Genomic DNA, 14,623 nt, shown 5'->3' with positions numbered 1-14,623 from the left:
GAATAGGCGGGAAAACTCGCGAAGTTGCTTGAAGGACAATCTCCCTCACAATGCTTTCCCTATCAAGCAATCTCATCGCAAAATTTACCAAATTACCAGCTTTTCCACAATCAACCACCCCCCAGAAAAATTGCGCCATCCCCAAACCGAAATTTCTCGTTCATTTTGACAATTTTGTAATTTTTCATTGACTTCTGGGCGAAGGGTAATCAGTTGCCAGATTTGCTTTGATTCTGTGCGATCGCGCAAACGAATACGATAACTCTGTTCGCCAATCTTACGAAATGTACCGCGAAAATGTACTCCTACTTCTTTCTCGCTCGAAAAGGCGCGATCGCATTCACAAATTCCTGTTGGTTGATATTCTTCGGGATGTTCTAAATAATAGCGCTGCCATTTTAACCAGTCGGGATGAGTCGGCGGTAAATTGAATAACGGAATTACTGCATGATTATTTTTTAACAATGTTTCTTGTAAGTTTCTAACGGGTAATTCTCGCGGCTGACAATTCAATTCTATACATAACGCCGCCGCCATTCCTGCTGCTTGTCCCAATGCCATTACCATTGGTTGCAATCGCGTTGAACCATTGGCAATATGAGAAACGGAAATGTTTTTTTCGCAAACCAGTAATCCATCTGTTGCGATTGGAATTAAGGCATCGTAAGGGATAGTAAAAGGCGTTCCCGTCCAGCGTCCTCCCCATTGCATTGATTTGGGTTGTAGGGGAAATTTAACACCGGGATAGTGGTGATCGTTAGCGTAGTTTCCCACTGCGATCGCATTCATTTCTCCTGCGGAATTGAGCGGGAGTGAGGCGACATTTCCGCCAGATATGGGTAAAATATCGGCTTCTATGATGGTTTGCAGCCCTTTTAAACGGCGACTTTCTCGAAAATAGGGATATAAGGCAAAAGCACCATCGGAAGGGGCAGGGAAAGCATTTTGAGCGAATCCATAGCGGCGATCGATATGAGTTTGAATAAAATGGGCAAAACCCAAACTATATTCTTTTGCTTCTGTTAAAAACTCGTTTTTCTCTGCTGGCGAGCCGATTAAACGATTTAAGTTTACGCCATAATCATTTCCCTTTTGCGGCCAATTCAGCATATATCGATCGTTGGGAAAACGTCCGTAATTGAGAAATTTTTGTTTTCCGTATCCGTCCCATGCTCCGATAAAGTCGTCTGAAATATCGATCGCGGGTGCGGGAATTTCAGGGGCTTTATCGCCGTAATCTTGCAGAAGGAAAACCCATGTCGGAGATTGGACGGGATAGCGATCGCACAGCTCATTATAAGTTTCTGGGGCGCTGGGTTCGTTAAACTCTTCTCGCAACTCCCATCCCCAGCGATGAGGAATCTCTCCTAATGCTAATAAGTCGCCTAATTCCGTGCCATCAAGGATTATTTTAGCCTCGATTTCATAGTCTTGAAAACGCACTCCAGTAATGCGATTCTCCTCCAGAGACGCGTCGCGAACGCGGTTTTTAAAAACTTCTACAGGAGTTTGTCCCGATATCCACTGTAAATTCGGTAAATCTTTTACCCAGTCGGCGAAAACCTCCGCACCTAGGCGAGGTTCGTAGGTAAACAAACTCACCCAACTATGGTCTAAACCTTCCTGTTGACGCGATCGCAATTCTCTTAAATATTCTTCCCACATTCCCGTTTGCAAAGCAATAAGTTCACTGCCATCGGGTGCTGCAACTCCTGCTGCTGTTAGCATTCCTCCTAACCATGAAAACTCACTGACTATAATTGTATTTGCACCGCGACGGGCGCATTGAACGGCGGCGGTACTTCCTCCCGTCCCTCCACCAACTACGAGAACATCAGTTGCTATTTGTGTCAGCATAGAGCATGGAAATTTGAGCAATAAAATCTAGTTTAACCCGAGTTCGGGATAAGCTGAAACTCTGATTCTATCGTTGGCTAAAACCTGCATTCCTTCGTAAAATGGGTCGAAAAATAGCTTTAACCTGAACTGACGTTAGTTTACTCTGTTTTTATTTCCTATACGAAATATCTTGATATAAGCATTCTACCTCCGAGGTGTTAAATATTTCAAAAACTCTTTCTATATTCTGCAATGTCTTTTGGTTTCATTTTTGAATCGGTGATTTTCTACATGAGTATTAAACTTTATCCAATAGCATAACGAGTAAATTGGCGTTTAAAAGCGGAATGAAATCCTAACACAATATCAGAAGGAGGAACGCCCATTTCTACCAATCGTTCGCCTACTGCTTCTTCTGTGCCGTTATATTGAATCCAAATTTTACCATCTTCAATATCAAAGTGCATCACGGGGCCAAATACTCGTTTATCCCCTTGCCAACCCACAAAAGATAATTGATAATGGTCGCGATCGCGATCGAAAATCAGTTGCGCTTTCACGGTATCGGTTGTTGTCGAAATATTGGCGTGTTCCGTTAAAATTTGCTCGATACATTGCCGATATTTGTCTAAGGGATCCATTCCTCTATCTCCTCTAATCTAGGATTATAAATTATCAGTTGGACTTGATAGCGTCCGAGTGCGCGTTGGATAAAAGGAAGTTGAAAAAAGTCCTGATAAGTCTCAATGGGAATGGCTAAAAAAAGACTGCGATCGCGCTTTCTGCGGCCAAATCAATTTGCACTTTCACGGCTTCACTAATCCTCAGGTTGAGAGGGTCGTGAGTAATTGTCCAGCCATCTTTGATTAAAGCATTTTTAACTTGTTGATGAAAAATATCTTTAGCCACGATCGCTCTTTTTTGATTCCAACGTTAAAACGCAAAATACTTCTTTTATTATATCCCACTCAGATATTTTCCCAACCTTTTTAAACGACGATCGCAGTATCTTTTACACAAAATACAAATTCTGTCAACGCCAAGTTAAGAACAGTAAAGTTAAGAAAATATAAATTTGTTAAAAAATATACCAAATATTCGTTGACATCAGAGGTACAAGAATAAACTAGAGATACAATAAGAAACTTTACACTTTGGGGATAGGGAGAGGAAATGGCGATCGCAACCATTAATCCGGCAAACGGCGAAACGCTGAAAACCTTTACACCGCTAACGGCTGAGGAAATCGAAAGCAAATTAGCCAAGGCACAATCTGCTTTTGTCAGCTATCGTAAAACAAAAATGAGCGATCGCGCTCAGTGGCTGCATCAAGCCGCCGATCTGCTGGACAAAAATGCCGAGAAATACGGCAAAATCATGACCCTCGAAATGGGAAAAACTTTAAAAAGTGCGATCGCAGAGGCGAAAAAATGCGCTCTCGTTTGTCGCTATTATGCCGATAATGCCGCCGATTTTCTCAAAGATCTTCCCGGTGAAAGCGATGGGAGTTCCGCTTTTGTGCGCTATCAACCCCTCGGTATTGTCCTTGCGGTCATGCCGTGGAATTTCCCTTTCTGGCAGGTGTTTCGCTTTGCTGCACCCGCTTTGATGGCGGGGAATGTGGGTTTATTGAAACATGCCTCCAATGTGCCGCAATGCGCCCTTGCGATCGAAGAGCTTATCTCACAAACCGGTTTTCCTGATGGAGTCTTCCAAACCTTATTAATTGGGGCATCTCAAGTCGAGTCCGTGGTTGCTGACGATCGCGTGCAAGCAGCCACTTTAACGGGAAGCGAACCCGCCGGAGCCAGTTTAGCATCGACTGCTGGGAAATATATTAAAAAGACTGTTTTAGAGTTAGGGGGTAGCGATCCTTTTATCGTTCTCGAAAGTGCGGATATCGATGCGGCAGTTACAACAGGGACTCAAGCAAGGTTATTAAATAACGGCCAATCTTGTATTGCTGCCAAACGGTTTATCGTCAGCGATGCGATCGCCGATGAATTCGAGCAAAAACTCCTCGCCCAATTCCAAACATTAAAAGTCGGCGACCCCATGTTAGAAGATACGGATATTGGACCCTTGGCAACAGCTTCCATTCGGGATGAAATTGCCGAACAAGTGAATAAAAGTGTCGAGATGGGGGCAAAAGTTCTCATCGGGGGCAAACCTTTAGCAGGAAAAGGAAACTTTTATCCGCCCACGATTTTGAGCGAAATTCCTGCCGGATCTCCCGCAGAGATGGAGGAATTTTTCGGACCCGTCGCCCTATTTTTCCGAGTCAAAGGTCTTGAGGAAGCGATCTCTCTTGCTAATGCTACGCCTTTAGGATTAGGTGCCAGTGTTTGGACAAATGATGAGAAAGAACGCGATCGTGCGATCGCAGACATTGAAGCAGGTGCCATCTTCGTCAATGGTTTAGTTAAATCCGATCCGCGCTTGCCTTTTGGCGGGATCAAGCGTTCTGGGTACGGTCGAGAATTAAGTATTCAGGGAATTCACGAGTTTGTCAATATCAAAACAGTCTGGATTAAATAAATTTGTTATTGGTTATTTGTTATTGTTTACTGGTTGTCGATCGAAAAATTGACGACCAACCTTTAATTATAACATACCCTCTTCTCTTTAAAAAAGAGAGGAACAGCAAATAACAAATAACGAACAACAAATAGCAAACAACCTCTTAGCTTTGCTTAAGGCAAGCCAATAACAAAAATGGAACCATTAAATACTGCCGAACTTCTTGTTCGCTGTTTGGAAAATGAGGGAGTTGAATACGTTTTTGGACTTCCGGGAGAAGAAAACTTGCACGTTTTGCAAGCCTTAAAAAGCTCTTCTATTCAATTTATTACCACCCGTCACGAACAAGGGGCGGCATTTATGGCAGATGTCTACGGACGTTTGACTGGAAAAGCAGGGGTTTGCCTCTCAACCCTCGGTCCGGGGGCGACAAATTTGATGACCGGGGTAGCCGATGCTAACCTCGATGGTGCGCCTTTAATTGCCATTACAGGACAAGTGGGAACCGATCGCATGCACATCGAATCTCACCAATATTTAGACTTGGTGTCTATGTTCGATCCCGTGACAAAATGGAACACCCAGATCGTCCGTCCGACCAATACTCCAGAAATTATCCGTAAAGCCTTCAAAATTGCCCAACAGGAAAAACCGGGAGCCGTTCATATCGATTTGCCGGAAAATATTGCCGCCATGCCGGCAGGTCGAAAAGTTACTTTAAATACGAATGGCAAAGAAGCAATTTATGCGTCTTTCCGAAGTTTTAATAAAGCTGCGGAAAAAATTTCTAAGGCAACCAATCCTCTTATCCTCGTAGGTAATGGAGCCATTCGCGCCAATGCTAGCGAAGCCCTAACAGAATTTGCTACCCGTTTAAATATTCCAGTTGTTAACACTTTTATGGGTAAAGGTGCAATTCCTTATACTCATCCCCTTGCCTTATGGACATTTGGTTTACAACAGCGAGATCTCGTGAGTTGCGCCTTCGATCGCACGGATTTAGTCATTGCGGTGGGTTACGATTTAATTGAATATTCCCCGAAAAAATGGAATCCTGAAGGTAATATTCCGATCATTCATATTGGTGTCAATTCAGCAGAAATTGACAGCAGTTATATTCCCGATGTGGAAGTCGTGGGGGATATTTCTGACTCTCTCTATGAGATTATCAAACGTGGCGATCGCGAAGGCAAACCCGCGACAGATGCGGCGGAAATTCGCGCAGATATTCGCGCAGATTACGAACATTATGCCAATGATGACGGCTTTCCGATTAAACCGCAAAAGATTATTTACGACTTGCGACAGGTCATGGGACCCGAAGATATTGTCATTTCTGATGTCGGGGCGCATAAAATGTGGATGGCGCGACATTATCATTGCGATCGCCCCAATACTTGCATTATCTCTAACGGGTTTGCAGCGATGGGTATTGCCATTCCGGGGGCGTTGGCGGCAAAATTAGTCCATCCTTCTCGTAAGGTTGTCGCAGTAACCGGAGATGGGGGTTTTATGATGAACTCTCAGGAATTAGAGACGGCATTGCGAGTGAAAACGCCGTTTGTGACCCTGATTTTTAATGATAATGGCTATGGGTTGATCGAGTGGAAACAACTCAATCAATTTGGCGAGTCAGCGTTTATCGATTTCACTAATCCTGATTTTGTTCTCCTTGCAGAAAGTATGGGATTAAAAGGTTATCGCGTCAAGTCGGCAGAGGATTTAATTCCGACGTTGAAAATGGCATTAGAACAAGATGTTCCGGCGGTGATCGATTGTCCGGTAGACTATAAGGAGAATCTGAAATTCTCGCAGCAGTCGAAGGATATGAGTTGTCATCTTTAGTTGAGTTTGGGGGCAACCTAGTACGGGTTGCTCCTGAAATGATGAGAGTTGGCGATCGCTTAATTTGAGAGTAAAAGTTATAAATTCTTCCAGTTCAGCAAATTATGAAATATGGCTTTCTATTTCTTACTTCTGTCCCGGCGATCGCCAAAAAGAGATTAAATGATGTTCCGACTTTCCTCAGCAATCCTGCTAGCAAGTTTCTTGAGTGGAATCCTACCCGTCCAAGCACAGTTAATTCCTGATGAGACTTTAGGAAAAGAGAGTTCGCAGGTCATTCCAATGGATGTGTTGGAGGATTCCGATCCCGAGAGATTGCGCCAACGCATTGATGGCGGTGCGGTGCGAGGTGTCAATCTGTTTCATAGTTTCCAAGAATTCAATGTGGGGGAAAATCGCGAGGTTTACTTTGCCAATCCGAATGCGATCGCTAACATTCTCACCCGAGTTACCGGCGGCAATTCTTCCGATATCCTCGGCACCTTGGGAGTATTGGGAGATGCCAATCTCTGGTTAATTAATCCCAATGGTATTTATTTCGGATCCGATGCCAAATTGAACCTACGCGGCTCATTTGTGGCAACGACAGCAGATGGGGTTTGGCTGGGGAATCAGAGCTATTTTAGCGCCACGGATATCGCAGGATCGCAACTGCTTTCTATTGAACCGGGAGCATTATTTACTGATGCTTTAGCCGCACATCAAAGCACCATTACCAACCGAGGTAATTTAAGCGTTGACGGAAATTTTACTCTTGCCGGTGAGAACTTGGACTTAGTGGGCGAAATTGAAGCGGGAGGAGATTTAAAACTCCAAGCACTCGACACATTGAAGATTCGCGATCGCACCGATGCCCCTTTTATTGCCAAAGCAGGCGGAGAATTACTCCTACAGGGAAATCAGACTATAGATATTTTTGCCTTAAATCATCCCGATAGTGGTTTATTTTCTGGAGGAGATTTAACTCTCAAAAGTCAAAATCCGGTGTTAGGAGATATTCATTATTATTCCGGGGGGAATTTCATTATACTTAACCCAGAGACTAACATTCTCGGAGACTTAGAAAGCCCTTGGGATCCGGTGATTCGCGCTGCTGGAGATGTGAGCTTAGCCAGCTATACGGGAGCATCTTTGCATATCATTGCGGGAGGAAGTGTCAATATTACCGGAGATGTCACCATTAACGCTGTCGATGCTGCCAATGGACTACAAGAAACCGTGACGCTATCCGATGGGACAAGTATTTCGCTGGACGGCAAAGCATTACCCACATTAGATATTCGTGCGGGAACAACCAATTTTGGCACCACAGCGACGACTTGTGCAGGGTGTGTTTCATTGAATAGCGGAAGTTCTCCTGCTTCTGCCAATATTAATATTGGTGGCGATCTCACTGTAGCCAATAGTGGCTCGGGAGGACAGGTCTTTTTAAGCAATCAATATTTTGTCAATAGCACTCTCAGTAGTGGCAATATTTCTGTTAATTCCATTGATACCGGCGATTCATCTGGAGGCGGAATAGTGACGATTGACACTCGTGGCGATCTGACCGTAAATGGACTCATTGATACATCTCCAACGGCTGGAAATTCAGGCAATGTGACTATTCTTGCTAACGATACTATTCGCTTGCAAGGATCGACTGTATTCAAAGGTATTAATACGGGATTGCCGAGTTTGGGTGCAATTACCGGAAATGCCGGGGATATCAAAATTGATACGCAGAACTTAGAAGCGATCGATGGTGCAAGATTGAGTGCCTTTAATGTTGGCTCGGGGGAAGGTGGAGATATTTCTATTACTGCCAGCGATACTATCCGCTTTCAAGGAGAAGATAGTCAAGGTTTAGGAAGTGGAATTAACAGCGCATCATTTAATCCTTTGAATCCCACTGCAAATACTGGCAATGCAGGAAATATTAGGATTCAGACGAAGAACTTAAACATGCTTGATGGCGCGATAATTTTTACGGTTGCCTCCGGAACCGGGAGTGCAGGAAATGTTGCGATTACCGCTACCGACACGATTCGTTTCCAAGGAGAAACTTCTCGCGGTTTTGTGAGTGGAATTGATAGTAATGTAGGCAGAGGTGCAACGGGAAATGCCGGGGATATTATTATCAATACGGGAAATTTGCAGGTTCTGGATGGAGCGATAATCAGTACCAGTACCTTCGGACAAGGAAATGGTGGTAATGCGATCGTAAATGCTAGAGATACCGTACTTTTTCAAGGGACAAGCAATCAAGGAATGCGTAGTGGCATTGGTAGTGTTGTTGACTTCTCGGCGACAGGAAATGCCGGGAATGTTACGATTAACACCCAGACGTTGAATATTTTTGATAGCGGCTTGGTTATTGCTCAAACATTTGGAGCGGGAAATGGTGGTAATATTGCCATCACTGCTGAAACCGGCCTGCTGTTAAATAATAGTGGAATTACTGCAAGTACCATAGGGACGGGGAATGCTGGGAATATTGTTCTCAATATCAATCAATTCGAGCTTGATAATAGTGGTGGCGATCGCAGTGGCATTGGTGTTGTGAGTGAAGGGATTAATAGCGGTTTAGCCGGCAATATAACTATTAGTGGCGTGAATTTAACCCTACGCAATGGCTCTAATATTTCTGCGGAAACGGATACTTTTGATGGAGGTCGTATTGCGATCGCTTTACAGGAGGTTCTTTTACTGCGGAATGGGAGCGTTATTCTCACAGATTCCGGGACGGATGACATTAATGGGGGGGGAAATGGTGGTGATATTACCATTTCTGCTAAATTTGTCGTCGCAGTGCCGGGGGAAAATAGCGATATTACGGCTAATGCTTTTGCGGGGAATGGGGGAAATATTACCATCTCTGCAAATGCCATTTACGGCCTTGAATTTCGCAATACTCGCACTGCTTTGAGCGATATTACCGCTTCTTCTCAATTTGGACTTAACGGAACTTTAGTATTCAATCCTTTAAGTTTTCCGGCAGAACAAGGACTCAACAAACTCGCCAATACTCCGATCGATGTGGAGAGTCTGATCGGACGAGATGCTTGCGCCGTGCAAGATGGCAGCATTGCTGGCGGGAGTTCTTTCACCATCACCGGGCGCGGTGGCATTCCCACCAATCCAGACGATTCTCTCACAAATACACCTTATCTACCGGAATGGTCAACCCCTCAAGGAGATTCTTCTCAACCTGCGATTGTCTTGCGAGAGAATCGCGATCGAGAAATTGCGATTCGTCCCGTGCAGGGATGGTATGTTTCCTCTGATGGAATGGTTCATCTCACTGCCGATGCTGCAAATGTGTCCTCTAACGCACCTGCTTTGGTTCATCCGAACTGTCAAGTTTTTTCTAAATATCGTGTATCTGATGGGGTCGATCTTATTGCTGATTAATTCGGCGATCGCAACGGTTAATCTATCAAAATAGAAACTCTCAAACAGAAATAAAAGTAGAAGTTTATCGACAGAATACAGCCGGAGATTGGTCTCTGGAAATCTTAGAGGCGGATGATAGTTTAGCGTTAAATTCAATAGGTTTAACCTTGACAATGGTAGATATTTATGATGAGGTTTTGATAGGATAAATTACTTTGCTGCTAATGCGATTGGCGATCGCAATCTTGATACAAATAAAAAGAAGTGAGATAATCTTGACACAATGAGATTTTCTCCCTCATTCTTCCGGCAATTTCACTTTATCGAAATCAATTAAATGTTATGCTCCCACACTCTTCGATTCTCCTCCTCTTGGCTGGTTTCTGGGGATTATTGCAACTTCCTGCGCGATCGCAACTCCTCCCCGACAATACTTTAGGAACAGAAAATTCCCTCATTACTCCCCTCGATGCTCTCAACGATCGCATTGATCGGGGAGCAATGCGCGATGCTAATCTGTTTCATAGTTTCCAAGAATTCAACGTTGGGGAAAATCGCAGCGTTTATTTTTCTAATCCCAGTGCGATCGCTAACATTCTCACTCGCGTCACAGGAAGCAATCCCTCGGATATTTTGGGCAAGTTAGGAGTCTTGGGAGATGCCAATCTTTGGTTAATTAATCCTAACGGCATTTATTTTGGATCCAACGCTAAATTAGACATTCGCGGCTCATTTGTGGCAACCACAGCAGATGGGGTTTGGTTGGGAAATCAGGGCTATTTTAGTGCGACAGATATCGCAGGATCGCAACTCCTTTCTATTGAACCGGGAGCATTATTTACTAGCGCTTTGGCAGCACATCAAAGTGCTATTACTAACCGAGGTAATTTAAGCGTTGACGGAAATTTTACTTTTGCTGGTGGGAACTTGGACTTAATGGGAGAAATTGAAGCAGGAGGAGATTTAAAACTACAGGCTTTAGATAGGTTGAAGATACGCGATCGCACCGATGCCCCTTTTATTGCCAAAGCAGGCGGAGAATTACTCCTACAGGGAAATCAGACTATAGATATTTTTGCCTTAAATCATCCCGATAGTGGTTTATTTTCTGGAGGAGATTTAACTCTCAAAAGTCAAAATCCGGTGTTAGGAGATATTCATTATTATTCCGGGGGGAATTTCATTATACTTAACCCAGAGACTAACATTCTCGGAGACTTAGAAAGCCCTTGGGATCCGGTGATTCGCGCTGCTGGAGATGTGAGCTTAGCCAGCTATACGGGAGCATCTTTGCATATCATTGCGGGAGGAAGTGTCAATATTACCGGAGATGTCACCATTAACGCTGTCGATGCTGCCAATGGACTACAAGAAACCGTGACGCTATCCGATGGGACAAGTATTTCGATTGACGGCAAAGCATTACCTACATTAGATATTCGTGCGGGAACGACCAATTTTGGCACCACAGCGACGACTTGTGGGGGGTGTGTCTCATTGAGTGCTGGAAGTTCTCCGACTTCTGCCAATATTAATATCGGTGGTAATGTCACTGTATCTAATGGTGGCTCGGGAGGACAGGTCTTTTTAAGCAATCAATATTTTGCCAATACTGCATTAGCAAGTAGTAGTATTTCCGTAAATTCTATTGCAACGGGAGATACTTCTGGAGGCGGTGTGGTGATTATCGATGCCCTTGGCGATCTGAGCGTGAATGGACTGATTAATACGGCTCCTATTGCAGGGAGTTCGGGAAATGTTACTCTTCTCTCGGGCAGTGCGACTCGTTTTCAGGGATTGACGACGCAAAGTGGCATTACTACCGGAATTTTGGGAGGGACGGGGGATGCGGGAGATATCAGGATTAATACAGGCAGCTTGGAGGTTTTCAATGGCGCACAATTGAGCGCATTTAATGACGGACAGGGGACGGGGGGCAATATTTCGATTACTGCTAGTGACAAGGTTCTCTTTCAAGGGGAAAATAGTCAAGGCGTTTTGAGCGGTATTGATAACACTTCCTTTAGTAATAATTCCAATGCAACCATCGGAGATATTGCGATCGCAGCCAAAAACTTAGAATTCCTCAATGGTGCAAGGATTTCTACCAGTACCTTTGGCTCGAGGGATGCGGGGGATGTTACCATTAATGTCAGCGATACGATTCGCTTTCAAGGGGAAAGCAATAGCGGTACGGTGAGTGGAATTGATAATGAAGTGGCATTGGGTGCAACGGGAAATGCAGGAAATATTACGATAACAACAGGAAATTTACAACTTCTTGATGGCGCACAAGTCACGACTAGCACTTTTGGAGCAGGAAATGGCGGAGATTTGAACGTTACGGCTAGCGGTACCGTCCTTTTTCAAGGAACGAGTAGCAATGGGACTCGCAGTGGTATTGGCAGTCAAGCAGACTCCACAGCCACAGGAAATAGTGGGGATGTTACCTTGAGTGCAAATACTCTTAATCTTCTCGATCGAGGTGGCATTTCTACCCAGACTTTTGGGGCGGGGAATGCAGGCGATATTACCATCACGGCTGAAACGGGCTTGCTACAGAATAATGGGGCAATTGCTGCTAACACTTCAGGTTCGGGGAATGCGGGCAATCTGACGCTGAATATCAACCAATTTGAGCTTGATAATAGTGGGGGCGATGAGGGAGGAATAGGGGTACTCAGTACGGGAACTGGGGATGCTGGGGATATTAATATTAGTGGGGTTAATTTGACCCTCCGCACGGGTTCGGAAATCTCTGCACAAACTGATACGGTGAATGGTGGCAATATCACCGTTGATTTATCTGAGGTTCTCTTGCTGCGAACTGCGAGTTTCATTCTCACGGATTCGGGGACGGATGATATTAATGGGGGGGGAAATGGGGGCAATATTAATATTAATGCTCAATTTATTGTGGCGGTGCCTGGGGAAAATAGCGATATTACGGCGAATGCTTTTGCGGGGAATGGGGGCAATATTACCATTAATGCTAGTGCGATCTACGGGATTCAATTCCGCAGCGCACAAACGGCTTTTAGTGACATTACTGCGTCTTCACAGTTTGGACTCAATGGCGTTTTGGTGTTTAATCCTTTAAGTTTCCCTTCGGAACAAGGACTCAATGAATTGCCTGATAGTTTGGTGGATGCGGAAAGTATTATCGGACGGGATGCTTGCGCCCTAGAAGATGGACGTATTGCGGGGGGAAGCTCTTTCACGGTGACTGGACGAGGAGGGATTCCTGCCAATCCTGACGATCCTCTGACGAATGTGCCTTATGTGCCGGAATGGTCGAGCCGTGGGGGAGATGTTACTCAATCTAGCGTAATTTTACGGGAGAATGACTCAGCGATCGCGATTCGTCCGGTGCAAGGTTGGTATGTTGCGACGGATGGGACGGTACATCTCACGGCTGAGGCGGGTGTAGCGACTCCTAATGCGCCGGCTTTGGGTCATCCTAATTGTCGTGCTTTTTCTCAACCGACTGGTTTATCATACTGAAAATGACGGGTATCATCCGATCTACCCGACGATCTACCCAACGATCCGCCCGACGATCTACCCAACGATCCGCCCGACGATCTACCCAACGATCCGCCCAACGATCCGCCCGACGATCCGCCCGACGATCCGCCCGACGATCCGCCAGGGATTGAAAATCCCTGTCTCATACAAAAAATCCATTGAAATGGATTGGGGATATCACGATCGCACTTGTCTTTCAAAATAGTCGTATCTAGCGATCGCTGGCAAGACAAAATAAAAGTGAGTAAAAGTGTGTTGCCAGCAACGCCTCTAACGGGTTTCAGGGGGAATCTGTCGGGGAAACTAATTCTTTGCATTCTGGGGGTTGTGGCTCTTTTTTGGCGACACTGGCGGCAAAGTTCTTGGAAAGGCGCACGAACTTGAAGCCGTTTTTAACGCTTCCTTTCCATGCTTGCATAGATCCATAGTCTTTACCTTTAAAATTAGAGTTTGTTGAATGCAGATGGGCGCGGATGATGATTTCTTTATCGCGGGCAATCTTGATGGATTCTATGGAACTGTTAAAGGGTTGCTCATCGACATGGCTTTTCTCGAAGACATGGCGATATAAGAGTTCCCCATCCTCCCCGAGGACTTCCCACCAATCTGCATATTGGTTACAGCCCAAATCGTGACTGTAGAGGGAGACGTTAAAGGTGTAATTGTTGGCAGTTCCCTCGAATTCAAGGTTCAAAACCACCGCCCCATCAATGAACTGGGGATTTTTCTTTTCTGCCCACAGGGTTAGGATCTGTGCTAAAGCCGCAATCTTTTCGGACTCCGGACAATTGCGGAGGGCGCGTAAAGCCTTTCCCCAATCCTCGTGCAGGGCATATTGAAACGATATCGCTTTTAAGGCAGAAGAAGCGTTAGCAGCCTCAGCAGCCGATAGCGTATTGTGCAATATTGCTTGCGTCGTTTCCCAGTTAGTCAAGTTTCCAGAAGCCGAGGCGATCGCACTCAGGGCAGAGGATTGGTTGTATGGGTCGTCAAGGTTCTCAGCAGCAGCGAGAGACTTCTGCAAGAGTTGAGCCGCTTTCTCCTCATCTTGGAGTTGTCCAGAAGCCGAGGCGATCGCTCTCAGGGCAGAGGATTGGGAGAATGGGTCGTCAATGTTCTCAGCAGCAGCCAGAGACTTCTGCAAGAGTTGAGCCGCTTTCTCCTCATCTTGGAGTTGTCCATAAGCCGAGGCGATCGCTCTCAGGGCAGAGGATTGGGAGGATGGGTCGTCAAGGTTCTCAGCAGCAGCGAGAGACTTCTGCAAGAGTTGAGCCGCTTTCTCCTCATCTTGGAGTTGTCCATAAGCCGAGGCGATCGCTCTCAGGGCAGAGGATTGGGAGGATGGGTCGTCAAGGTTCTCAGCAGCAGCGAGAGACTTCTGCAAGAGTTGAGCCGCTTTCTCCTCATCTTGGAGTTGTCCATAAGCCGAGGCGATCGCTCTCAGGGCAGAGGATTGGTTGTATGGGTCGTCAATGTTCTCAGCAGCAGCCAGAGACTTCTGCAAGAGTTGAGCCGC

Annotated in this window: 7 protein-coding genes and 1 pseudogene; 4 read left to right on the top strand and 4 right to left on the bottom strand. The window is 45.3% G+C overall.

Annotated elements, in window-relative coordinates:
- Positions 1–84: 84 nt before the first annotated feature.
- The 3 genes and pseudogenes from AC6RV6_RS25850 to AC6RV6_RS25840 form a co-directional block, all read right to left on the bottom strand.
- Complete coding sequence (locus tag AC6RV6_RS25850; protein WP_500243769.1) at positions 85–1,857, bottom strand: FAD-dependent oxidoreductase; 1,773 nt, start codon at positions 1,855–1,857, stop codon at positions 85–87.
- 287 nt (positions 1,858–2,144) lie between these two features.
- A complete protein-coding gene (locus tag AC6RV6_RS25845) occupies positions 2,145–2,480 on the bottom strand; it encodes a XisI protein (protein WP_500243768.1) in 336 nt (111 codons plus the stop codon).
- Positions 2,468–2,748 (bottom strand): annotated as a pseudogene (locus AC6RV6_RS25840) (element excision factor XisH family protein). Before AC6RV6_RS25840 ends, AC6RV6_RS25845 begins: the two are co-directional and overlap by 13 nt.
- A gap of 264 nt (positions 2,749–3,012) precedes the next feature.
- Here AC6RV6_RS25840 and AC6RV6_RS25835 point away from each other — a divergent pair.
- The 4 genes from AC6RV6_RS25835 to AC6RV6_RS25820 all read left to right on the top strand — a co-directional run bounded on the left by AC6RV6_RS25835 (position 3,013) and on the right by AC6RV6_RS25820 (position 13,083).
- Positions 3,013–4,377, top strand: coding sequence for an NAD-dependent succinate-semialdehyde dehydrogenase (locus AC6RV6_RS25835; protein ID WP_500243767.1), 1,365 nt, complete (start codon positions 3,013–3,015; stop codon positions 4,375–4,377).
- A gap of 177 nt (positions 4,378–4,554) precedes the next feature.
- Positions 4,555–6,204: an acetolactate synthase large subunit gene (locus tag AC6RV6_RS25830; protein WP_500243766.1), complete on the top strand. Its 1,650-nt coding sequence runs from the start codon at positions 4,555–4,557 to the stop codon at positions 6,202–6,204.
- Between the two features lie 162 nt (positions 6,205–6,366).
- Entirely contained in the window at positions 6,367–9,597 is a 3,231-nt protein-coding gene (locus AC6RV6_RS25825) for a two-partner secretion domain-containing protein (protein ID WP_500243765.1), read from the top strand.
- A 324-nt stretch (positions 9,598–9,921) separates the two neighbouring features.
- The gene (locus tag AC6RV6_RS25820) at positions 9,922–13,083 is read left to right on the top strand and encodes a two-partner secretion domain-containing protein (RefSeq protein ID WP_500243764.1); all 3,162 of its coding nucleotides are present in this window, start codon (positions 9,922–9,924) and stop codon (positions 13,081–13,083) included.
- A gap of 304 nt (positions 13,084–13,387) precedes the next feature.
- Here the strand turns inward: AC6RV6_RS25820 and AC6RV6_RS25815 are convergent.
- Positions 13,388–14,623, bottom strand: a 1,236-nt coding sequence (locus AC6RV6_RS25815) for a tetratricopeptide repeat protein (protein ID WP_500243763.1), incomplete at its 5' end; no start/stop codon positions are given.

The sequence above is a fragment of the Spirulina sp. LEGE 11439 genome, from assembly GCF_059821285.1.
The sequence above is the reverse complement of the archived record's forward strand: the minus strand, read 5'-3'. Positions and strand labels throughout refer to the sequence as shown.